Raw genomic sequence first — 22,489 nt, forward strand, 5'->3', positions numbered from 1 at the left:
TTATTCCACGATGGCGAAGGTGTAGATCTTTCCGCCGTTTGTGACGTTGCCGGTGCCGGGTGGCAGAATGCCGAACTCGCCGCCAGCGACGCCATCTCCGACGGTGAACTCGTAGGTGCGCGGAGCGGTTCGCACCGGCTTGAAGGGAACCTCGTCGCGGTCTGCTCCACCGCTCGAGTGGAAGACGCCGCCGGTAAGGATGCGGAACTCGCGGTTGCTCGAGTTGAGGCGGAAGCGAACGAAGGTGTACTCCGTGGCGGCAACGCCTTCAGGCGTGTAGAGCAGAACTTCGATTGGGCGCTTGAGTGCGAGCGCCGATTCGCGGCCATTGACGCGGCCGTTGCGATCCTGCTTGATGATGCCGTTGGTTACGGTTGACTTGATAAATCCGCCCGACTTGATGTGGACGATCTCAGGGTCGATCGCGGTCCACCTTCCTGAGCGGTCTTTGTAGTAGACGCCAATCTCGTTGACGTCGGAGAGGACGATGGGTTTTTCAGTCTCCGGCACGTTGGTGAGCTGCCGGCGGCTCTTGTTCATCATCGCAGTGAGGACGCGGTCGGAGAGCCCTGCCGTTTTGAGGGTCACGAGGGAGTCAGCGTCTGTATTGTATCTTCCGGGTTGCGTGTTGATGGTCTGGATGATGAGGTCTTCGCCCAAGCCTGCTTTTGCCATGCGGATAACCGAATCGTTGTTCATAGCGGCGGCTTTTGGAGGAGACGCGCTTTGTGGGCCTTCGATCAGCTGGGGGGCGTCGCCTGTGCTCTGTGCCACTATCGGCAGGGTGCTGAACAGAAGAGAGAGTAAAAGCAAAAGGCGCATGAATTTGATCGACCTGGGTCCCGGAATTTCCAACAGGCTGAAACTGAAAATGCTGGCATAGCCTAGCACGGAGGCGAGCTTTGGACGTATTCCCCGGTGGGTCGGTAAGCGGAGGAGATCCGCCCCTTGCAACCCATTGCTCCAGTGTTCCCGCTATGCTAAAGTTAGGTCTGCGGCGCACTCTGCGCGGGCACTGCTGCGCGTTGGGCGGCTGAGCTTACAGAGGGCAAAATTGCTGTTTGGGCTGGCGTAGCTCAGCTGGTAGAGCATCTGATTTGTAATCAGAGGGTCGGGGGTTCAAGTCCCTTCGCCAGCTCCAGTTTCAAGCAGCGGGAAAAGAAAGACGGATTTGGTTGTACTGCTTGCCGTTCTGGCTCTGCAGGCCTCCTCTTCATTCTTCAAGGTCATTCCTTCAAGGGTGAGTACGCGCCCGATTCGCGGTTTAGAATCGAGGTGCGGACTTGAGAGATTGAGATGAGGGCTGCGCGCTGGAGTTCAAAGCAGGATGTGCACAGGTGGCCGAGTGGTTAATGGCAGCAGACTGTAAATCTGCCACTCTTCGAGTTACGGAGGTTCGAATCCTCCCCTGTGCACCATAAGTTTTGTACTGCGGTTGTGGAATGTTGCTGTAACTGGTGAGTGTTGTGGATCTGAGTCCGGCAAGCAGCGGAAGGATGTGGATCGCGCTGGTTGTGCTGGGGTTGTTGGCGATAGCGGTCTGGCAGACAATGGAGCCAGGCAAGTATCAGCAGCTAACCTGGATCCTGTTAGGTTTTTTTGCCTTTCGTGTCATACTCGGACGGTTGCGTTCGCGGTAAGATTGTTTGGTAAAAAGTTTTAGCAGATTGTTTTGCGTGTTTTGTAAGACGCTGGCGTAGCTCAGTGGTAGAGCACTCCCTTGGTAAGGGAGAGGTCGAGAGTTCAAGCCTCTCCGTCAGCTCCAGATCTTTGAAGCAAAGGGCTCGGTCCCTGCAGGCAAGCGGGAGTAACTCAGTGGTAGAGTCACAGCCTTCCAAGCTGTTGGTCGCGGGTCCGATTCCCGTCTCCCGCTCCAAAGATTTGAAAGATTGATAGACGCGGTCAGGCAGTAGAGATCGCAGGAGAGTGTGTTGAGCAGTCTGTATCAGCAACCCGTACTTACCGTCTCCGATCCGGAGACCTTCAACGCGGTGAAGACAGCAGTGGAAGCCTCCTTCTCTTCCGGTCGTGTCGCGGAGTTCCTAAAGTCGCTGGAGCGGTCGAAGCTGCGCATACGCGACTTCGAGACGGTTCTGAGCAAGGGAAACCTGGGAGTGACTGCGCAGGCCGAGTACAACAAGCTGGGCAACTCCGACCAGGGCCAGATTCGCGAACTCTATCTCGCCAGCCTGGAGCAGGTTGCACCGGAGCTGCGAGAGAAGTTCTTCAAGTTGTACGCGTACTACTGAGACAAACCCCCGCTTCTCAAGTTTAGTCTTTCGCTTTCAGTTTTTCGTTTGAAGTATTCACCTGAACCCCGGTGCACGCGCCGGCCAACACGAGGAGACGAGCAGTCATGGGCAAGGAAAAGTTTGACCGGTCAAAGCCGCACGTAAACATCGGGACGATCGGGCACATCGATCATGGCAAGACGACGCTGACGGCGGCGATTACGAAGGTGTTGTCGAAGCACAACCCGAAGAACACGTTCCGTTCGTTCGATACGATCGACAACGCTCCTGAGGAGCGCGAGCGTGGTATCACGATTGCGACCTCGCACGTCGAGTACGAGACGCCGAACCGGCACTATGCGCACGTCGACTGTCCGGGCCACGCGGACTACATCAAGAATATGATCACCGGAGCGGCGCAGATGGACGGCGCGATCCTGGTGGTCGCGGCCACCGACGGCCCGATGCCCCAGACCAAGGAGCACGTGCTGCTGGCGCGCCAGGTTGGCGTTCCCTTCATCGTGGTGTTTTTGAACAAGTGCGATGCGGTTGAAGACGAAGAGCTGATCGAACTGGTGGAGATGGAGGTTCGCGAGCTGTTGTCGAAGTACGACTACCCTGGCGACGACACTCCGATTATCCGTGGCTCTGCGTTGGGCGCGCTGAACGGCGAAGCTCAGTGGGAGGCCAAGATTGACGAGCTGATGGCAGCGGTGGACAAGTACATCCCGCAACCTGAGCGCGCGGTCGACCAGCCGTTCCTGATGCCGATCGAAGACATCTTCTCGATCTCGGGTCGCGGCACTGTGGTGACGGGCCGTATCGAGCGTGGCAAGGTGAAGGTTGGCGAGGCCTGCGAGATCGTGGGCTTCCGCGAGACCCGTCAGACGGTCTGCACCGGTGTCGAGATGTTCAAGAAGCAGCTGGACGAGGGTCTGGCTGGCGATAACGCTGGTCTTTTGCTGCGCGGTATCGCGAAGGAAGATGTGGAGCGCGGGATGGTGTTGGCCAAGCCTGGTTCGATCAAGCCCCACACCGACTTCAAGGGCGAGGTCTACGTGTTATCGAAGGAAGAGGGCGGACGTCACACTCCGTTCTTCAACGGCTACCGTCCCCAGTTCTACTTCCGTACGACGGATGTGACGGGTTCGGCGAAGCTGCCTGCAGGCACAGAGATGTGCATGCCCGGCGACAACATCCAGCTGGAGATCACGCTGCATACGCCAGTCGCGATGGAGAAGGGTCTGCGCTTCGCTATCCGCGAAGGCGGCCGCACCGTCGGCGCTGGAACCATCAGCGAGATCATCAAGTAACGTAAGAAAGAGCCATGAAATCTAGATCGATAAGGCTGTTCATAGGGGTATCGGCTCTAGTTTTTATGGCTCTTTGTCTTTTTGGCGTTTCGTGGCAAGAGTTAGCTCCTGGCGATTTCAATGAAAATTGGCAGGTAAAATGGTTTATCGCAAGATTGATTCAGACGGGTGCCATTGCGGGGGGGCTAACCCTTGTGATCACCTTTTTCTGGCGTGACAAATCCGCAGGTAGGTGACGACATGGAGCTCGAAAAGATTGACATTGCCGACAGTGTGCGATTCCTAGGAAAAGCTAGAGATAAATATCACAGCCTAAATGATGACTTCAACGCTACGAGATGTGATGAGGCCATCGCTCTTTTGCAATATGTAGCTCTAGATCCACGAATTGCCCCATATCCAAGCAGCTAAAAGGCGATAGTGGGTCTCTCTAAATGGGTCTCTGAGGACAGCCGTCGAGCTTATGACATTGTCGTTTGTTGAGTTCTCGGTTGAGGGTCTTAGAGTTTTGATGCATAATAGATAAGGACGAGCGTGGCCTGACCGCTCCTCTCTCCGCTACAATCAGGAATTGGTTGCAGGGGCCATTGCCCTGTGTCGCGGCGTGTCACTACGCTGCTTGCCAGCCGAGGTGGCTGGCCACGTTAGAAGGAGATTTACTATGCGCGAGATCATTACTCTTCAGTGTCCGGATTGCAAGAACCGGAACTATTCCACCACGAAGAACAAGAAGACGACTACCGGTCGCCTCGAGTTCTCGAAGTTCTGCAATACCTGCCGGAAGCACACGGACCACAAGGAAACGAAGTAGTCTCCAGCCGGATTCTGGGGTGAGACGCAGGTCTCACTCCGCACAGCCTGGGGGAGTAAGCTCAACGGTTAAACTGTCGGTCTCCAAAACCGAACTTCTCGGTTCGAATCCGAGCTCCCCCGCCAGTTTGCCCGGTCCCTCAAGTCCGGGAACAGACACCACAACGCACCACGAAGATTGAGGCAGTACTATGGCCAAGACAATAGCGGTAACCGAACAGCCCAGCACCGGATTGCAGCAGTTGAAGTCCCAGCCAGCACGTCTCGGCGAGTTCCTGAAGGATGTTCGCAGCGAGATGCGCAAGGTGATCTCGCCTTCGCGCGCCGAGGTTCAGTCGACTACGATCGTTGTCCTCGTCACCGTCTTCATCTTCGCGGCGTACTTCTGGCTGGTGGACAACATCATCGGCCGGGCGATCGAAGCCCTGTTGCACCGGCTTACCCAGCACTAAAGAGATTTGATTCCGAGCAAAAGCGGTAGAGAGAAGTACACGATGCGTGAAAAAGGCACAACGATGGCAGCAGAAGAGCAAAATCCGGAAGAGCAGAATCCTCAGGTAGATCCCTCTGAGCAGTTGGCTCCCCCGGTCAATGAGAACTTCAAGTGGTACATCATTCATGCCTACTCGGGCTTTGAGCGCAAGGTGCGCGAGTCCCTCGAGAGCCGCATCACTGCCTTCGGTCTGCAGAACCGCATCGGCCGCATCATGATTCCGACTGAGCCGGTCACCGAGCTGCGCAACGGCAAGAAGTACACCATCGAGCGCGTCTTCCTGCCTGGCTATGTTCTGGTCGAGATGGAACTCGACAACGACCTGTGGCACGTCATCAAGAACACGCCGCGCGTCACCGGCTTTCTGGGCACCGGCGACAACCCGGTCGCGCTCTCCGAGCAGGAAGTAAGCTCCATCCTCTTCCGCACAGAGACTGCAGGCAACAAGCCGACCATGAAGGTCAAGTACGAGAAGGGCGAGCAGGTCCGCATCAACGAGGGCCCCTTCGCCAACTTCACCGGCGCGGTCGACGATATCAACGAGGACAAGCAGACCCTCAAGGTTATGGTCAGTATCTTTGGCCGCTCGACTCCGGTCGAGATCGAGTTCTCCAAGGTCGACAAGGTTGTCGACGAGTAGTTTGAGAGTTTCGAAATAATTAAGCAGCAGGCGTTCGGAGGTAACAACGCCGCTGCTGGAAGAGTAAAGAGGATTTACCCGAATGGCACCGAAGAAGATCACTGGATACGTCAAGCTTCAGATTATGGCCGGCAAGGCCACCCCTGCACCTCCGGTCGGCCCTGCGCTTGGCCAGGCCCAGGTCAACATCATGGAGTTCTGCAAGCAGTTCAACGAGCGCACCAAGGCGCCTGATATGGCCGGACTCACCATCCCCGTCGTCATCAGCGTCTACGCAGACCGCACCTTCAGCTTCATCACCAAGACCCCTCCGGCTCCGGTGCTCCTGTTGAAGGCTGCTGGTATCGAGAAGGGCTCCGGCACTCCGAACAAGGAGAAGAAGGGCAAGGTGACCGAGAAGCAGATCATCGCCATCGCCACCCAGAAGATGCCGGACATGAACGCGACCACGGTCGAGGCAGCAGCGAAGAGCATTCGCGGCACGGCACGTTCGATGGGCATTGAAGTCGTAGGCTAACTCAAAGCAGTTGCACCGAATGAGCTTTCTACAAGCGAGGACGCAGGGAATCATCACCGACTATGTCAGTCGACGATGATCTCCAGGCGTCCTTTCTCCTCATTAAGTTACTGCTCGCACTCCTGCTCTATTCTGCCTTCTACGCAAAGAGTCTTTGCTGTCTTGCACCCGTTCCCACATTTTGAGTCGGCCTTTTGCCTCCGCCCTCCTCGTTCCGAGTCAGCAAAGCGTCGCTCGAACGCTTTCCCAGGCCGTACCGACGACACGCACCATCGACCATCTTTGCCAAACGTTCGCGGTACTCTCTTCCGGCAAAGTCGGCAGTGGCGAAGCGTTTGGCATAGTCGCCTTGGAGGGCAGGGAAGTGCTCACGAACGAAGCTCAGGTAGGTAGGACGTGAGCACGGCTTGAGGAAGAGTGGATGAGCTGCGAAAAAGCTCGCTCCAACGGCTGCAGAGCGTCGCGCCATTTCATCCAACGCTTCCTGATTGTCTGTAATTCCGGGGAGCAGCGGCGAGCCGAAGACCCCTGCCATGATCCCTGCTTCTCGCATGCGCCTGACAGCCTGAAAGCGAAGATCCGGTCGAGGCGCGCGAGGCTCCAGCAAGCGCGCAAGCTTCGCATCAGGCGTGGTAATTGTCACATGCACCACCAGGGTATTGCGTCGAGCAACTTCCACCAGCAGATCAATATCGCGCTCGATCAGCCGCGACTTCGTCACAATTCCGAGCCGATACCCTTCCTTTCGCGCAAACACTTCCAGAAGACTGCGCGTAATCCTTGCCCGCCGCTCGATCGGTTGGTAGGGGTCGGTCGCGGTGCCCAGCGCCACCTCATCTGCAGGGTCGATCTTCTTCAACTCCTGCTCCAGCAGCCACGCCGCATTTTGTTTCAGAAAGATCATTCTTTCGAACGACAAAGGATCTCGCATATCAATCGCGTTCGCCGACGCCTCGCCCCTCTCCTCCGTAGTCTTTGGAGCCATGAACTCATGCGTGTATCGGGCATAGCAGTACTTGCAGCCGAACTCGCATCCTCGATACGGGTTGATGCTGTAGGCCAGGGACAGCTGCCGCCTCGACACCGATTTATTCAGAATGCTGCGCACCTTCAACATCTTGAATTCAATCAGGTGGCCATCATCGGCGTGCTCTGCCTCAGCTGCCATGCGGGCGATTCCCACAGGGCTTGGGGGAAGGATTGGGAAGAGGGACGTGCTGTCTTGTTTCGCCATTTGTTCGCCCTATTGAAAGGCAAATATAGCTCGCGTCTTATCCTTCGTCAAGCATGTTTCTTCGCCAACAGCTCGAAATCGGCGGTTGAGAAGGTTCAAAGCCACCAAGTTTGGTGTGTAGTAGCCTCTTGTTCAAACGAAATAAGGCGATTTTTCTGGCCAATATTCATCTTGCAGAAGATACGGATGTTTGTAGAATTCCGACATGCTCGACAAGTTGGCATGGCGGAAGATGAAGTACGTTCTTTTGTTTGCGCTCGTCGTCTTTTTGTCTTATCGAGCTCGTTACGCTCAGATCGACGATGCACTGATCTACGCGCGTTACATCAACAACGCTTTATGGGGCAATGGCTTTGTCTTCAATCTAGGAGAGAAGGTGAATGGGCTTACCTCTCCTCTGTTCTGCTATCTCTTGTTCGCTGTCTCATGGATGCTTCACGGCAACATTATTCTCGCGTCAGCTCTCATCTCTGCGATATTTCTGTTCCTCGCAAGTGTTCTTGCCGAGCGCATGGTCCCGGTTGCCGGTTTTCTGATAGCTATCGTGGGATATTTTTATGTCCAGGTGGGCATGGAGACTGCGTTGTTCCTCTTCATGTTGATACTCACGGTCACGCTCTGCCGGGAGGAAAAGTACAATTGGCTGCCCTCGGTCTTGGCGCTTTTAGTGCTCACACGATTTGAAGGCGGCATGATGCTTCTGGTGGTTTGCGCGCATCTTTTTCGTCGTCGACGCTGGCCGGCTCTATCGTCGTTTCTTCCGCCTCTGGCAATTGCGGCCGGTTTTCTTCTTCTGAACTATCGTGTCTATGGTCAGATTCTTCCCTCTTCAACCACTGCGAAGATCGGACAGGGTCTTTCTGGTGCTTTAGGACCCTGGCCAACGGCCTTCTTCGGGATGGTGTGGCAATTGGATAAGGACTTCAAACCGACGATCTACTTCGTGCTGGCGGTGGTGGTACTTGCCTTCGTCGGGATGAAACGTCTGCGCGGAACGGTCCTGAATGAAACGGTCTTACCCTTCTGCGCGCTGCTCCTTGCATTCTATGTTTTATTGAATATCCCGGGGTATCGCTGGTACTTCGCCCCGTTTATCTTCTTTGGCCTGGTCTACGGAGCCGAAGGCATCCCTCGGAGTCGAGTTGGATATTCCGTCGCAGCCGTCGTTATAGCTGCAGTCGCCCTTACAAACGCCTTTGTTGTGCAGAGATTCAACGAAACGCCGGAAACCGACTACCGGGTATTGGCCGAATGGTTGAATCGAAATACTCCTCAAGAGGCAACGATCGAAGCCGTGGAGACTGGGCGACTCGGCTATTACTGCAGCCATCGATATATCTTCGATATAATGGGCCTAACGACGCCCAAGAACGCCGACCACGTAACTCACGGAGATTGGGTCTCCTGGGTGGCTGAAGACAAGCCGGACTATATCGTGATGCATACACCGGCACTGAAATGGGAGAGGGCGGCCCTAAAAGATCCACTCTACGAGCAGACGCCATTTCTCTATCGTGGGGTCTATGTTTTGCGGCGAAAACCAGGGTTGGAACCGGGTAATCCTTGACGTGATACTGTCTTTCCGGCATACTTATAAGAGTGCCTCAATGTCCAGTTGAGGTCAGTCGAGAACCACGCCCGGAGAGTTCAACTCCAGAGGGGTGGGAGACGAGGGAAAATGGCAAGGAAGCTCTCTAAGAATCTAGTAAAGGCGCGTGCGCTCGTCGAGCCCCGTCCTTATCTGTTGGCGGACGCAGTTCCGCTCCTGCAAAAAGCAAAGTACGCGAAGTTCGACGAGACCGTCGATCTGACCATGCGTCTGGGCGTCGATCCCCGCCACGCGGACCAGATGGTTCGTGGCACGGTGGTGCTCCCGCACGGCCTTGGCAAGTCCAAGATCGTTGCCGTCATCACCTCGGGCGATCGTATCAAGGAAGCAGAGGCTGCCGGCGCTGAGTTCGTCGGTGGTGAGGACTTAGTCGAGAAGATCCAGAAAGAAAACTGGACTGCCTTTGACGCTCTGATTGCGACCCCCGACATGATGCGTTCCGTTGGACGTCTCGGCAAGGTGCTCGGCCCCAAGGGTCTGATGCCCAACCCGAAGACGGGTACGGTCACGACTGACGTTGCCGCTGCGGTCAAGGAGATTAAGGCCGGTAAGGTCGAGTTCCGCACCGACAAGACCGCGCTGGTTCACGTTCCAGTCGGCAAGCTCTCATTCGATCCGCAGAAGCTGGTCGATAACGCGATGACTGTGATTACGAGTGTCGTGAAGGCCAAGCCGTCGGCCGCCAAGGGCAAGTACATCAAGGGTGTCACGCTGAGCTCGAGCATGGGCCCTGGCATTCAACTCGACTACGCCGCTGCTGAACTAGCAGGCAAGGCCTAATCAATTTTTAGTTAGCACGAAACCCCCTCTGGCGCGGAAGCGAGGAGCGGGCGAGCGAAAGCGAAGAGGATTCAGTCATGGCATTGACCAGAGCATCAAAGACGGAGAAGGTGAAGCAGCTCGCAACCGAGCTCGAGCACTCGACCTCCGCTATCATCGGCACCTTCAAGGGCCTCACCGCTTCGAAGGACTTCGAGCTGCGTAAGACCGTTCGCGCCGCCGGTGGAAACTATCACGTCGTGAAGAACAAGCTGGCTGCACGCGCTAGCGAAGGCACCAAGATCGAGTCGGCGCTGCAGGGTCTCAAGGGCGTATCGGCTGTTGCCTACACCTCGGGCGATCCTGTTGCTCTGGCTAAGGCGCTTTCGACCTGGGTCAAGGACAACGCTGAGTTCACCTTCAAGCTGGGCATCGTCGACGGCAAGGTGATCGACGTTCGTGAGATTGGCGATCTCGCCACCATGCCGGGCAAGGAAGAGCTCTTCTCTAAGCTTCTCTTCCTCATTCAGTCGCCTGCGCAGCGTTTGGCCACGGTCATCAACGCTACCGGCCGCGATCTCGCGGTTGTAATCAACCAGGGCGTAGAAAAGGGCAAGTTTGCAGGCGCAGCCGCTCCGGCAACTGTCGAAGCGACGAAAGCAGAAGCTGTCGAAGCTCCTAAAGCAGAGGCCAAGGTTGAAGAGACTCCTGTCGCAGAGGCCGCAGTCGTTGAAGTTCCTGCTGCTGAGGCTCCCGCCGCTGAAGGTCAGCTCGTAGCCGAGGCGCACGCCGTCGAAGCTCCCGGCGCCGATGCCACCGCTGAGCAGCCCGAGAACTCCACCGCATCGCAGGGTGGGGAAGCCGCGACCACCGACCCGGTCGAAGGCTAAACAAGTTTCGCCTGGTCTTCCCGGGGGCGCTGGTCTGGGCGCAACGGAAACCCTGGAAGGCATAGGCAGCCGAAGCGCAGTCAGGCTTTGGAAGAGCAATAGGCACCACAAAGTTCAGTTCTAATTGGAGAAATAACATGGCAGACATCCAGCAGTTGGAAGATTCAATCGTTAGCCTCAGCCTCCTCGAGGCTTCGGCTCTGGTCAAGAAGCTCGAAGAGCGTCTCGGCGTTTCAGCAGCAGCGGCAGTTGCAGCCCCGGCAGCCGGCGGCGGAGCAGCGGCAGCGGCTCCGGTCGAAGAGAAGACCGAGTTCACCGTTATCCTCAAGGATGCCGGCGCGAATAAGATCAACACCATCAAGGCTGTACGCGAAGTCACCGCTCTTGGGCTGAAGGAAGCCAAGGATCTGGTCGACGCCGCTCCCAAGCCCTTGAAGGAGAACATTTCGAAGGATGATGCAGCTGCCATCGCCAAGAAGTTCGAAGGCGTTGCAACCATCGAAATCAAGTAGTTAACTGCCAGCTTGCACTATAAGGCGGAACGCGATATTCTTGACTTTAGAGAAAATTCGTTCCGCCTTGACGTGCTCATTGGCGGCCAGCGGTACCCAGAAAAAACTTCGTTGTACCCGGATCATCCTGTCTTCACAGGTTAAGGAACCGGCCACTATACGCTTCGAGCGGCGGATGCGCATAGTGCAATAAGAATCATGCGAGCGGCGCAACTTTGGGGTAGGCGAACCTCAATGGCGGCAGGCATTAACACTACTCATATAGAAACAGTGCACAAGTCGACCTTTGCGCTCATGGGGCATGCTGTCCCCGCGAGCGCTTTGCCGTGTTTATCGGCATTGTCTCCGCTAAAGGAGCCAACAGTACGCTGCACGCGTTCTTTATAGCAGCTTCGAACGCCTGTAGGTAGTAAAAGTTTCAAGATTTATCCGTGCCGCGGACCATTACGGCAAGACATTTTGCGCACGGGGCTCGCTGCCATCGAGGACAGCAAGACCCGAAGATCTTAAACACTGCGCGATCAGAAGCAAACCCGGAGGGCCTGACCGAAGCCCTCCCCTAACGAGTGAAGCCAGCAATACGATGCCGGCAGACGCACTCGGGAGGCCTCGAAGGTCAGTTTTCAGGAGAGAGCATGTCTGGCGAGTCCAACAACAGCGAAATGCGCGCGATCCGAAGCCGTCTTGATTTTTCCAAGATCCCCACATCCATCCAGATCCCTAACCTCATTGAAGTGCAGCGCCGCAGCTACGAGCGCTTCCTGCAGATGGACAAGCTCCCGCAGGAGCGCGAAGACAACGGCCTGCAGTCGGTCTTCACCTCAGTCTTCCCCATCACCGACTTCCGCAACGTCTCCGAGCTCGAGTTCGTCGACTTCTCGATCGGCAACTGGGAGTGCAAGTGCGGCTACCTCAAGGGCCTCAACCACCTGCGCACGGCCTGCACCAACTGCGGCCACATGGTCATCACCGACCCCTTCCACCCGGGCGACGTCCTCTGCAACTTCTGCGGAACTTACAACAAGAACACCCCTGACTTCTGCACCAAGTGCGGCGACCCTGTCGGCCTGCAACTGAAGTATGACCAGGCAGAGTGCGAAGAGCGCGGCATGACCTACTCTGCACCCCTCAAGGTCACCATCCGTCTTAAGATCTACGACAAGGACCCTGAGACCGGCGTCAAGAGCCTGCGCGACATGAAGGAACAGGAAGTCTTCTTCGGCGACATCCCGCTGATGAGCCAGAACGGCACCTTCATCGTCAATGGCACCGAGCGCGTCATCGTGTCGCAGCTCCACCGTTCGCCCGGCGTCTTCTTCGAGACCGCAAACAACCGCACCTACTTCCTCGGCAAGATCATTCCGTACCGCGGCAGCTGGGTCGAATTCGAGTACGACCAGAAGAACACCCTCTACGTCCGCATCGACCGCAAGCGCAAGTTCCTCGGCACCATCTTCCTGCGCGCGCTCGGCCTGCGTACCGACGAGGAGATCCTCAAGACCTTCTACACCGTCGACACTATCAACGTAGCCGACGGCAAGCTGCACTGGAAGGTCGTTCCCGAAGGTCAGCTCAGCAACCTGCAGGGCACCCGTCCCGCGCATGCCGTCACCGTCAAAGGGGAAGAGATCGCTCCTGCCACACGCAAGATCTCTGCTCACACCATGAAGGGTCTGCGCAGCCACAAGATCGACTCGGTCGAAGTTGAGACCAGCGAGTTCGATGGCGCTATGACCGCCGCTGACGTGGTCGATCTCACCACCGGCGAGTTGCTCTACGAAGCCAACCAGGAGTTGACCGCCGACAAGCTGCACAAGATCATCCAGTCCGGCGTCACCAGCATCGAGGTCTTCTTCCCAGAGCGCGACGACGTGGGCAACATCATCACCAACACCCTTCGTCGCGACTCCGTGCGCAAGCCTGAGGAAGCTCTCATCGAGATCTACCGCAAGCTGCGTCCCGGCGACCCACCGACGCTCGACACCGCGACTGCGCTCTTCGAAGGTATGTTCTTCGATCCGCGTAAGTACGACTTCTCGCGCGTCGGCCGCCTCAAATTCAACATCAAGCTCTACGAGAACCAGGATCCGTCTGGCCTCGACAAGCGCACGTTGACCCCCGAGGACTTCTACGGCACCATCCGCTATCTGCTCAAGCTGCGCAAGAACATCGGTGTCGTCGACGACATCGACCACCTTGGCAACCGCCGCGTTCGCGCCGTCGGTGAGCTGATGGAGAACCAGTTCCGCATCGGCCTCGTCCGTATGGAGCGCGCCATCAAGGAAAAGATGTCGGTCTACCAAGAGATGTCGACCGCGATGCCGCATGACCTCATCAACGCCAAGCCAGTCATGGCCGCGATTCGTGAGTTCTTCGGCTCCTCGCAGCTCTCGCAGTTCATGGACCAGACCAACCCCCTGTCGGAGATCACGCACAAGCGTCGCCTCTCCGCCCTTGGGCCCGGTGGTCTCTCCCGTGAGCGCGCCGGCTTTGAAGTCCGCGACGTGCACCCCACTCACTACGGCCGCATCTGCCCGATTGAGACACCGGAAGGCCCGAACATCGGTCTCATCTCGTCGCTCTCCTGCTTTGCGCGCATCAACGAATATGGCTTCATCGAGTCTCCCTACCGCCGCGTGAAGGAAGGCCGTGCGCTAGACTACGTCTCCGTCTCGAACGCCGGTGAGTCCGGTCTGCGTCAAGGCGACTACCTCGAGATCGAAGAGGCCCGCGCCAAGAACGCAGAGTTGAAGAAGGCCGGCAAGCGCACTATGGACCTCGCCCCCTTCAGCTTCTACCTCTCGGCCTGGGAAGAAGATCGCCACACCATCGCGCAGGCGAACATCGAGCTCGATGAGAAGTTGAACATCGTGCAGGATGTCGTCGACGCTCGTCGCCAAGGCAACTTCGTCCTCGTCAACAAGTCCGAGGTGGACTACGTCGACGTCTCGCCGAAGCAGCTTGTCTCAGTAGCCGCATCGCTTGTCCCGTTCCTCGAGCACGACGACGCCAACCGCGCTCTGATGGGTGCCAACATGCAACGGCAGTCGGTTCCTCTGCTCGTCGCTGAGGCTCCGTTCGTCGGTACCGGTATGGAAGGCGTCACCGCCCGCGACTCCGGCGCCGTCATCCTGGCCAAGCGTAACGGCATCATCGACTCAGTTGACTCCGAGCGCATCATCGTGCGCGTAGAAGGCGAGCACCACCCCACGCAGCTCTCGCGTGAGGTCGGCTCGGACATCTATCAGCTCACGAAGTTCAAGCGCTCCAACCAGAACACCTGCATCAACCAAAAACCGATCGTTCGCAAGGGCGATCGCGTCATCAAGGGTCAGGTCATCGCCGACGGTCCTTGCACTGAGCAGGGCGAACTCGGCCTCGGCCGTAACGTTCTGGTCGCCTTCATGCCATGGCGTGGTTACAACTTTGAGGACGCGATCCTTATCTCGGAGAAGCTGGTCCGCGAGGACTACTACACCTCGATCCACATCGAGGAGTTCGAGATCGAAGCCCGCGACACCAAGCTTGGACCGGAAGAGATCACGCGCGATATCCCCAACGTCAGCGAGCACGCACTGCGCGATCTCGATGACTCAGGCATCATCCGCATCGGAGCGAAGATCGGTCACAACGACATCCTCGTCGGCAAGGTAACGCCGAAGGGTGAAACTCAGCTGACGCCGGAAGAGAAGCTTCTCCGCGCCATCTTCGGAGAAAAGGCCGGCGATGTTCGCGACGCTTCCCTGACGTGCCCTCCGGGTATCGAAGGCACTGTCGTCGACGTCCGCATCTTCTCCCGCAAGGGTCAGGAGAAGGACGAGCGCGCCAAGCAGATCGAGCAGGAGATGATCGAGAAGCTCGAGCGCAACCTCGCCGACGAGATTCGTATTCTCACCGACGAACGTCTCAAACGTCTCGAAGCGATCCTGGGAGCCAAAGAAGTTTTGGCTGATCTCCACGATGAGCGCACCAACAAGAAGCTGCTCAACAAGGGCGACATCCTCGACCGCGACACCATTGAGCTCATCAGCACTCGTAACCTCAAGCGCATCCGCTACGCTGACAAGGATCCGCGTGTGAACGAGCAGATCGATGAGATCGAGGAGATGACCTCACGTCAGATCGATGTTCTCCGCAAGATCACCAACGAGAAGATCAGCAAGATGCAGAAGGGCGACGAACTCTCGCCTGGTGTCATCAAGATGGTCAAGGTCTACATCGCCATGAAGCGCAAGCTCTCTGTCGGTGACAAGATGGCCGGCCGCCACGGGAACAAGGGTGTTATCGCACGAATCCTTCCTGAGGAAGACATGCCGTACCTCCCCGATGGAACGCCGGTGGAGATCGTGCTCAACCCGCTCGGTGTGCCTTCGCGTATGAACGTCGGTCAGATCCTTGAGACACACCTTGGGTGGGCTGCACACACCCTTGGCGCGCAGATCGCCGAGCTTGCCGCCACGATGGAGTCGGCCAACGAAGTCCGCGAGCTCTTCAAGGCGCGCTTCGCCGGTACCGCCGCACTCAACCAGCTTCTTGACCTAGACGACGAGCAGACTCTGCGCATTGCCGCCGGCATGAAGCGCGGTATCTGGTTCGGCACGGCAGTCTTCGACGGTGCACGCGAGACCGAGATCAAGGCGCTCCTCAAGGCCGCTGGTCTCCCCAGCTCGGGCAAGTCGCAGCTCTACGATGGCATGATCGGAGAACCCTTCGAACAGCCTGCCACCGTTGGCTACATCTACATGCTCAAGCTGTCGCACCTTGTCGACGACAAGATCCACGCTCGTTCCATCGGACCGTACTCGCTCATCACTCAGCAGCCGCTGGGTGGTAAGGCGCAGTTCGGCGGACAGCGCTTCGGTGAGATGGAGGTCTGGGCCCTTGAAGCTTACGGCGCCGCCTACATCCTGCAGGAGCTGCTCACCGCCAAGTCTGACGACGTCTTCGGCCGTACCAAGATCTACGAGGCCATCGTCAAGGGCGAAGCTGCCATCGAGCCGGGTGTTCCAGAGTCCTTCAACGTTCTTATCCGCGAACTGCAGTCCCTCTGCCTCGACGTCGAACTGATCAAACAGGCCGACCAGAAGAAGCAGCCGCTGCCAGCCATCGCCGCAGCAGATTAGTCGATACCGCTCCACCCCAGGCACGGTCCTTCTGAATGAGGCTTACGCTCAACATTCACGAAGGGCCGGCCAAAAGGGAAGAGCAACAAAGAGAAGCAGGCGACGGACCTAACCACCCACCGCCCAGCAGAAGTAAAGCAGCAGTAACCAGCAGCAAGGCGCAAAAAACGCCAGACACTGCATACGGAGACGCCAAATATGTTTCGCTCCAGCCCCTTTGAACTGACCGGACCCATCGCCGACTTCGACGCCATCAAGATCCAGCTCGCCAGCCCTGAGAAGATCCGCAGCTGGTCGCACGGCGAGGTCACCAAGCCCGAAACCATCAACTACCGCACCTTCAAGCCCGAGCGCGACGGGCTCTTCTGCGCAAGAATCTTTGGCCCCATCACCGACTGGGAGTGCCTCTGTGGCAAGTACAAGCGCATGAAGCACCGCGGCGTCATCTGCGACAAGTGCGGCGTTGAAGTCACCCTCTCGAAGGTTCGCCGCGAGCGCCTTGGACACATCGAACTCGCCAGCCCCTGCTCGCACGTCTGGTTCTTCAAGGGCCTGCCCTCGCGCATCGGCCACCTGCTCGACATCAGCCTGCGTGAGCTCGAGGCTGTCCTCTACTTCGAGTCTTACGTCGTCGTCGATCCAGGCGATGCGCCGGTCAAAGAGCGCGAAGTTATCAAGGACGAGACCAAGTTCCGCGAACTTGACCAGCAGTACCGCCCCTCCGGCTTCAAAGCCATGATGGGCGCTGAGGCCATCAAGGAACTCCTCAAGCGCGTGGAAGTCACCGAGCTCGCCATTGAGCTGCGCGAGCGCATGAAGACCGAGACCTCGCTGCAGAAGAAGCTCAAGTACTCCAAGCGTCTCAAGATCGTCGAAGCTTTCCGCAAGTCCGACAACCTGCCGCAGTGGATGATCCTCGACGTGATCCCCGTGATCCCACCCGAGCTTCGCCCCCTCGTCCCGCTCGACGGCGGACGCTTCGCCACGTCCGACTTGAACGATCTCTATCGCCGCGTCATCAACCGTAACAACCGCCTCAAGAAGCTGATGGACCTCCATGCACCTGAGGTCATCGTCCGCAACGAGAAGCGTATGTTGCAGGAGGCCGTCGATGCTCTGTTTGACAACGGCCGTCGTGGTCGCGTTCTCCGCGGCGCGAACAACCGTCCGCTGAAGTCGCTCTCCGACACCCTCAAGGGCAAACAGGGCCGCTTCCGTCAGAACCTCCTCGGTAAGCGCGTCGACTACTCCGGCCGTTCGGTCATCGTAGTCGGGCCTGAGCTGAAGCTGCACCAATGCGGTCTTCCCAAGAAGATGGCGCTCGAGCTCTTCAAGCCCTTCATCTATCACCGCCTCGAGCAGACCGGTCACTGCACCACCATCAAGCAGGCCAAAGAGATGGTCGAGATGCAGGAGCCAATCGTCTGGGACATCCTTGAAGAGGTCATCAAGGATCACCCGGTACTCCTCAACCGCGCTCCAACCCTTCACCGTCTCGGCATCCAGGCCTTCGAGCCCGTGCTCGTCGAAGGTAAGGCGATCAAGATCCATCCGCTCGTCTGCACCGCCTTCAACGCGGACTTCGACGGCGACCAGATGGCCGTTCACATCCCGCTCTCGCCTGAGGCTCAGATCGAAGCCAGCGTTCTCATGCTTGCTTCGCACAACATCTTGTCCCCAGCCTCTGGGCAACCGATCACAGTCCCGACGCAGGACCTCGTCCTCGGCCTCTACTACCTCACCAAGGCGAAGGTTAACGCCAAGGGTGAAGGCCGCGTCTTCGCCAACATCGAAGAGGTCTTCATGGCCCTCGAAGCGAAGCAGGTCGAGACCCTCACCCCGATCCGTCTGCGCTACACCGGCCCTGTCCTCGACATGACCACCGCGTACGACGATCAGGACCTCACCCACACCGAGCCGGTCGAGTTCAACAACCAGTTCATCTCGACCACCGTCGGCCGCGCCATCCTCAACGATGCGCTCCCCGAGGGCATGCCCTACGTCAACGGCCTTCTCAAGAAGAAGGGCATTGGCCAGCTCATCAACTACTGCTACCTGAACCTCGGCCTCGAAGTTACGGTCAAGACCCTCGATCGCGTCAAGGATCTTGGATTCACCTATGCCACCCGCTCCGGCCTCTCGGTCGGGCTGGACGACATGGTCATCCCCGACTCCAAGTACACCCTCGTCGGCGAAGCCGAAAAGACCGTTCTCGCCATGCAGCAGCAGTACCTCGACGGAGCCATCACCAACGGTGAGCGCTCCAACAAGGTCATCCAGATGTGGTCGGGAGTCACCGAGCGCGTCGCCGACGAGATGTTCAACAACATGAAGCGTGCCGACAAGGAAGGAGCCATGAACCCGATCTACATCATGGCCGACTCCGGTGCTCGTGGATCCAAACAGCAGATCCGCCAGCTCTCCGGCATGCGTGGTTTGATGGCCAAGCCCTCCGGCGAGATCATCGAAACCCCCATCACGGCGAACTTCCGCGAAGGTCTCACCGTGCTGCAGTACTTCATCTCGACCCACGGCGCACGTAAGGGCCTCGCCGATACCGCACTCAAGACCGCTGACTCGGGTTATCTCACCCGCCGTCTGGTCGACGTTGCGCAGGATGTCATCATCTCGCACAACGACTGCGGCACTGTCGAAGGCATCTACGTGACGCCGATCATCGAGGCGGGCGAGACCATCGAGCCTCTGCGCGACCGCATCATCGGCCGCGTCTCACTCGAGAAGTTGAAGGACTTCGAAGGCAAGACCATCGTCGACGTCAACCAGGAGATCGATGAAGATCTCGCCAGCGCCGTTCAGGCCGCGGGTATCGAGCGCGTCAAGATCCGCTCGGTCCTCACCTGCGAGTCCAAGCGCGGCGTCTGCATCCTCTGCTACGGCCGTAACCTCGGCTCCGGCAAGATGGTGGAGATGGGCGAAGCCGTCGGCGTCATCGCGGCGCAGTCCATCGGCGAGCCCGGCACTCAGCTCACCATGCGTACCTTCCACATCGGCGGTACGGCATCGCGCGTATCCGACGCCTCGCACCTCGAGTCCAAGAACATCGGCACCGTGCGCTTCATCAACCTCGTCACCGTTCGCTCCAAGGACGGCGGCCTGGTCGCCTTCAACCGCAACGGCTCCCTCGCCATCGTCGACGAGAAGGGCCGCGAGAAGGAGCGTTACGCTGTCGTCTACGGTGCCAAGCTCAAGGTCGAAGAGGGCCAGCAGGTCGTCCAGGGTACGCGCCTCGGCGAGTGGGACCCCTACACCTTCTCCCTCCTCACCGAGATCGCCGGAACCGTTCAGTTCAAGGACCTCCAGGAAGGCCTCACGCTCAACGAAGAAGTCGACGAAGTCACCGGCCTCAGCCGGCTTGTCGTCACCGACTCCTCCGACGAGAAGCGTCAGCCCGCCATCATCATCAAGTCCGCTCAAGGCAACAAGCGTTACCTCATGCCTTCACGCGCTCACCTCATGGTGGCCGACGGCGACGAGATCTTCCCCGGCGACATCCTTGCCAAGATCCCACGCGAAACCACGCGTACCAAGGACATCACCGGCGGTCTCCCACGCGTCGTCGAACTCTTCGAGGCCCGCAAGCCACGCGACCCGGCAATCATCAGCAAGATCGATGGTGTCGTTCGCTTCGGCGAAGTCTCCAAGGGGCAGCGTAAGGTCTACGTCACCGCGGACAACGGTCAGGAAGAGGAGTACAGCGTTCCCCGCGGTACTTACGTCAACGTGCAGGAAGGCGAACGCCTCCGTGCCGGTGACGCTCTGATCGACGGTCCCCGCAACCCGCACGACATTCTGGAAGTTCTCGGCGAGCGCGCACTTCAGCAGTACCTCGTCAACGAGATCCAGGAAGTCTACCGGCTCCAGGGCGTCACCATCTCCGACAAGCACATCGAAACCATCGTTCGTCAGATGCTTCGCTGGGTCAAGATCGAAGAAGTTGGCGACACCACCTTCCTCGTCGATCAGCAGACCGACCGCTTCCGCTTCAACGCCGAAAACCAGCGCGTGTTGATGTCCGGCGGCAAGCCTGCCATCGGCCGTTCGCTCCTCCTCGGCATCACCAAGGCGTCGCTCTCGACCGACAGCTTCATCTCGGCCGCCAGCTTCCAGGAGACCACCCGCGTCCTCACGGAAGCCAGCATCAACGGCTCCATCGACACGCTCCGTGGCCTCAAGGAAAACGTCATCGTAGGCCGCCTCATCCCCGCCGGCACCGGCATGGAGTACTACCGCAACGTCCAGCTCTCCCCAGAGCTAGAGGAAGCGGCAGCCCAGGTCCAGCAGGAAGTGGCATCCGCCATCGAAGCCGAAGAGCGCGAACTAGAACAGATGCGCATGGAAGGCGAACAAGAAGAACTAGCCGCCGAGTGACTTCGCGTCACGGCGAAAAGCGCTTCGCGCAAAAACAAACAACGGCAGAGCTTCGGCTCTGCCGTTTTGTTTCTAAACATCACCGAATTACCTATGGTCTGGTAGGCTTGCTGTGATCGTCGAGAGAGACAGAACATTGCGGACTAGTCAAGTAATAAGCTGTGGGATCAGTCATTTCAAAATGCTTAGTAGGGTATTTATTTTCGCTACACTTATGTGTTCTTCCAGCTTGATTCTTAGCCAACCTGCCAAGACGACGGATATTCGTGCTTCGAACAACATAGCCAGTCAGCTAACTGAGCACGGCACCTGTGCTGTTGGTGTCTTCACAGACAAGAAGATGGCTTTCGTCATTGACAGTCGCATGACGCTGACTTCGAATGGAAAATATCTCGGTCATAAAGAAGGTTGTAAGGTAGTTCTTGCGCGCCCAAAAGTTCTACTAGCAGCAACGGGTGTGGAGGATTCAATTTATGACGTTAATCATTGGAATGCGCTTGAGCAGGCTCAGGCAGCAATGAAGTTGTTACCGGAAAATCCGACCTACGACCAGCTTGACGCGTGGGGACTTCAGTGGGCTCAAACCATGTGGGGTCATTATCGCAACTCGGGAGCGAAACCAGACTATACAGGCGTGGTTTCTCAGCTCTTCGTCATGACTAAGATAGACGGGCAGACATACGTTTTGAAGCCAACTGTAACTTGGGATGGAGTCCGATTCGGATTTACCTCTATCTTTGCGGCGGTGTCACCAGAAGCGTCTACTCAATATTCAGGCGTTTGCCGAAAATTTGTTACAACTCATGATCAGGCAGGAGCACATCCTCGCGAGATTCCTGTCACCGCTGAAGAATTGCGGGAAATGAATGCCATTGGAGATGACCGTGTTAGAGCTCAGACTATCGGTGAGTTGACTGATGTCGCCACGCGATTTGAACTAAAGTTCACCGCAATTGACGAACGTCTTGAAGGAGACTATGCAAGTATCGGAGCCCCGTATTCAACCGCTTCTTGGGATGAAGGAGCTCTGACCTGGAAAACCAAATTCAATCCAGCATGCAGTGCAAAGATGACGGGAACGGTTGCTTCTAAATAACGTGGCGGGTGTCCCACACGGCGGGTGGCCCATACATGAATCCTTGTATACATCGGGTGCCCCATTCATGCAGTCTCATCGCATGAGTGGGCATTCGCGCCAACCGCGAACCGCTTTAGCAGCCGTTTAGCCAGGTACAGCTATGGACGAGTGACAAAACTTCAGAGCTAGTGGGAGCGGTGGAGATGATATACGAGGCCTGCATCTAGGAAAGCGGAACCGACACCTTGATTTGAAGCACCCGCGACTGCTCCTAATTCAACGGCCCGAAGATCGAAGGAGTCACTCAGGCGGACATCAAGGCCGCCGGCGAACTCCACGCCGCCACTGGTAAATTGTGTGGGTTGTGGAGTGAGATCTTCGGAAGCAGGGCCCGTAATGTCGTTGACCTTGAAAGTCGAGGTGACCACTCCGCCTCCGAGCAGGAAATAAGGCGAAGGACGACACGTTCCGGCACGAACCCGATTCGTAAAGCCGCCGCCGCTAAGGCTCCTCCCCGCGAACCAACACCGTAGGAGCCGCGGACATCAACTCCCGCAGTCAGGCGACTCTGTATCGGGAAATTATAGAAGACGCCACCGACGAACCCAGCTGTGTCACTCTTCGCCGCATAGTTGTTGTTGTTTTGGAAGCCATAATCGACAAGCGCGACCGATCCGTAGATTGATGTCTGCGCAATGGCATTCTGTTTTGGAACAAAGAGGAGCAGCAAGACGAGCAATGACGTGAAGCAGCGAAAGAGGGTCACCAGGTTCCTTATGTCGGGGCGTTGAGTTCAACATGACTCACGAGTTGCAAGCGAAGTATATCCATCAATGTCGATAGCTGAAATGACCTGATCGTGGGAGGGCGAGTGGTCCATACATAAAACTT

At 57.5% G+C, this 22,489-nt stretch carries 16 protein-coding genes and 5 tRNA genes; 18 read left to right on the plus strand and 3 right to left on the minus strand.

Annotated elements, in window-relative coordinates; all coding sequences use genetic code 11:
* Complete coding sequence (locus RBB75_RS13985) at positions 1 to 822, minus strand: hypothetical protein (RefSeq protein WP_353068426.1); 822 nt, start codon at positions 820 to 822, stop codon at positions 1 to 3.
* A 243-nt stretch (positions 823 to 1,065) separates the two neighbouring features.
* On the opposite strand from RBB75_RS13985, the gene RBB75_RS13990 reads away from it, so the two are divergent.
* From RBB75_RS13990 to rplK, 11 genes are all read left to right on the plus strand, one after another.
* Positions 1,066 to 1,141: transfer RNA gene (locus tag RBB75_RS13990), tRNA-Thr, on the plus strand.
* Between the two features lie 190 nt (positions 1,142 to 1,331).
* Positions 1,332 to 1,418, plus strand: a tRNA-Tyr gene (locus RBB75_RS13995).
* A gap of 272 nt (positions 1,419 to 1,690) precedes the next feature.
* A tRNA-Thr gene (locus RBB75_RS14000) sits at positions 1,691 to 1,765 on the plus strand.
* A gap of 36 nt (positions 1,766 to 1,801) precedes the next feature.
* A tRNA-Gly gene (locus RBB75_RS14005) sits at positions 1,802 to 1,876 on the plus strand.
* A gap of 55 nt (positions 1,877 to 1,931) precedes the next feature.
* On the plus strand, positions 1,932 to 2,249 hold the full coding sequence (locus RBB75_RS14010; protein ID WP_434557136.1) for a hypothetical protein: 318 nt from the start codon (positions 1,932 to 1,934) through the stop codon (positions 2,247 to 2,249).
* Between the two features lie 107 nt (positions 2,250 to 2,356).
* A complete protein-coding gene (gene tuf / locus RBB75_RS14015) occupies positions 2,357 to 3,544 on the plus strand; it encodes an elongation factor Tu (RefSeq protein WP_353068428.1) in 1,188 nt (395 codons plus the stop codon).
* Positions 3,545 to 4,205: 661 nt separating this feature from the next.
* A complete protein-coding gene (gene rpmG / locus RBB75_RS14020) occupies positions 4,206 to 4,355 on the plus strand; it encodes a 50S ribosomal protein L33 (RefSeq protein ID WP_158943905.1) in 150 nt (49 codons plus the stop codon).
* A 49-nt stretch (positions 4,356 to 4,404) separates the two neighbouring features.
* Positions 4,405 to 4,480, plus strand: a tRNA-Trp gene (locus tag RBB75_RS14025).
* Positions 4,481 to 4,545: 65 nt separating this feature from the next.
* Positions 4,546 to 4,806, plus strand: coding sequence for a preprotein translocase subunit SecE (secE, locus tag RBB75_RS14030; RefSeq protein ID WP_179585117.1), 261 nt, complete (start codon positions 4,546 to 4,548; stop codon positions 4,804 to 4,806).
* 42 nt (positions 4,807 to 4,848) lie between these two features.
* The gene (nusG, locus tag RBB75_RS14035; protein ID WP_434557137.1) at positions 4,849 to 5,487 is read left to right on the plus strand and encodes a transcription termination/antitermination protein NusG; all 639 of its coding nucleotides are present in this window, start codon (positions 4,849 to 4,851) and stop codon (positions 5,485 to 5,487) included.
* An 82-nt stretch (positions 5,488 to 5,569) separates the two neighbouring features.
* Positions 5,570 to 6,004 (plus strand): 50S ribosomal protein L11, encoded by a 435-nt coding sequence (gene rplK, locus RBB75_RS14040; RefSeq protein WP_179637356.1) that lies wholly within the window; start codon positions 5,570 to 5,572, stop codon positions 6,002 to 6,004.
* 139 nt (positions 6,005 to 6,143) lie between these two features.
* On the opposite strand, the gene RBB75_RS14045 is transcribed toward rplK, so the two are convergent.
* Entirely contained in the window at positions 6,144 to 7,238 is a 1,095-nt protein-coding gene (locus RBB75_RS14045) for an SPL family radical SAM protein (RefSeq protein ID WP_353068429.1), read from the minus strand.
* Positions 7,239 to 7,443: 205 nt separating this feature from the next.
* Between RBB75_RS14045 and RBB75_RS14050 the strand changes: the two genes are divergently transcribed.
* The 7 genes from RBB75_RS14050 (at position 7,444) to RBB75_RS14080 (ending at position 21,616) form a co-directional block, all read left to right on the plus strand.
* Positions 7,444 to 8,805: a hypothetical protein gene (locus tag RBB75_RS14050; RefSeq protein WP_353068431.1), complete on the plus strand. Its 1,362-nt coding sequence runs from the start codon at positions 7,444 to 7,446 to the stop codon at positions 8,803 to 8,805.
* 111 nt (positions 8,806 to 8,916) lie between these two features.
* Positions 8,917 to 9,627 carry a 50S ribosomal protein L1 gene (gene rplA, locus RBB75_RS14055; protein ID WP_353068432.1) on the plus strand — a complete coding sequence of 237 codons (711 nt, stop codon included), beginning with the start codon at positions 8,917 to 8,919 and terminating at the stop codon, positions 9,625 to 9,627.
* A gap of 77 nt (positions 9,628 to 9,704) precedes the next feature.
* The gene (gene rplJ, locus RBB75_RS14060; protein ID WP_353068433.1) at positions 9,705 to 10,496 is read left to right on the plus strand and encodes a 50S ribosomal protein L10; all 792 of its coding nucleotides are present in this window, start codon (positions 9,705 to 9,707) and stop codon (positions 10,494 to 10,496) included.
* Between the two features lie 137 nt (positions 10,497 to 10,633).
* A complete protein-coding gene (gene rplL, locus RBB75_RS14065) occupies positions 10,634 to 11,008 on the plus strand; it encodes a 50S ribosomal protein L7/L12 (protein ID WP_179585103.1) in 375 nt (124 codons plus the stop codon).
* 635 nt (positions 11,009 to 11,643) lie between these two features.
* Positions 11,644 to 16,131: a DNA-directed RNA polymerase subunit beta gene (gene rpoB, locus RBB75_RS14070; protein WP_179637361.1), complete on the plus strand. Its 4,488-nt coding sequence runs from the start codon at positions 11,644 to 11,646 to the stop codon at positions 16,129 to 16,131.
* Positions 16,132 to 16,329: 198 nt separating this feature from the next.
* Positions 16,330 to 20,520 carry a DNA-directed RNA polymerase subunit beta' gene (gene rpoC, locus RBB75_RS14075; protein ID WP_353068434.1) on the plus strand — a complete coding sequence of 1,397 codons (4,191 nt, stop codon included), beginning with the start codon at positions 16,330 to 16,332 and terminating at the stop codon, positions 20,518 to 20,520.
* 229 nt (positions 20,521 to 20,749) lie between these two features.
* Positions 20,750 to 21,616, plus strand: a complete 867-nt coding sequence (locus RBB75_RS14080) for a hypothetical protein (RefSeq protein ID WP_353068435.1) — start codon at positions 20,750 to 20,752, stop codon at positions 21,614 to 21,616.
* 167 nt (positions 21,617 to 21,783) lie between these two features.
* On the opposite strand, the gene RBB75_RS14085 is transcribed toward RBB75_RS14080, so the two are convergent.
* Complete coding sequence (locus RBB75_RS14085; RefSeq protein ID WP_353068436.1) at positions 21,784 to 22,026, minus strand: hypothetical protein; 243 nt, start codon at positions 22,024 to 22,026, stop codon at positions 21,784 to 21,786.
* Positions 22,027 to 22,489: the final 463 nt, after the last annotated feature.

Origin of the sequence: Tunturibacter empetritectus, from assembly GCF_040358985.1 — a bacterium.
In the GTDB taxonomy this organism is placed as follows: Bacteria; Acidobacteriota; Terriglobia; order Terriglobales; family Acidobacteriaceae; genus Edaphobacter; species Edaphobacter empetritectus.

Excerpts from the sequence above, each read along its gene's own strand:
- rplL (WP_179585103.1), top strand. The coding sequence starts at position 10,634 with ATGGCAGACATCCAGCAGTTGGAAGATTCAATCGTTAGCCTCAGCCTC.
- secE (WP_179585117.1), top strand. The coding sequence starts at position 4,546 with ATGGCCAAGACAATAGCGGTAACCGAACAGCCCAGCACCGGATTGCAG.
- rpmG (WP_158943905.1), top strand. The coding sequence starts at position 4,206 with ATGCGCGAGATCATTACTCTTCAGTGTCCGGATTGCAAGAACCGGAAC.
- RBB75_RS13985 (WP_353068426.1), bottom strand. The coding sequence starts at position 822 with ATGCGCCTTTTGCTTTTACTCTCTCTTCTGTTCAGCACCCTGCCGATA.
- rpoC (WP_353068434.1), top strand. The coding sequence starts at position 16,330 with ATGTTTCGCTCCAGCCCCTTTGAACTGACCGGACCCATCGCCGACTTC.
- nusG (WP_434557137.1), top strand. The coding sequence starts at position 4,849 with ATGCGTGAAAAAGGCACAACGATGGCAGCAGAAGAGCAAAATCCGGAA.
- rplK (WP_179637356.1), top strand. The coding sequence starts at position 5,570 with ATGGCACCGAAGAAGATCACTGGATACGTCAAGCTTCAGATTATGGCC.
- RBB75_RS14050 (WP_353068431.1), top strand. The coding sequence starts at position 7,444 with ATGCTCGACAAGTTGGCATGGCGGAAGATGAAGTACGTTCTTTTGTTT.
- rplA (WP_353068432.1), top strand. The coding sequence starts at position 8,917 with ATGGCAAGGAAGCTCTCTAAGAATCTAGTAAAGGCGCGTGCGCTCGTC.
- rpoB (WP_179637361.1), top strand. The coding sequence starts at position 11,644 with ATGTCTGGCGAGTCCAACAACAGCGAAATGCGCGCGATCCGAAGCCGT.
- tuf (WP_353068428.1), top strand. The coding sequence starts at position 2,357 with ATGGGCAAGGAAAAGTTTGACCGGTCAAAGCCGCACGTAAACATCGGG.
- rplJ (WP_353068433.1), top strand. The coding sequence starts at position 9,705 with ATGGCATTGACCAGAGCATCAAAGACGGAGAAGGTGAAGCAGCTCGCA.
- RBB75_RS14045 (WP_353068429.1), bottom strand. The coding sequence starts at position 7,238 with ATGGCGAAACAAGACAGCACGTCCCTCTTCCCAATCCTTCCCCCAAGC.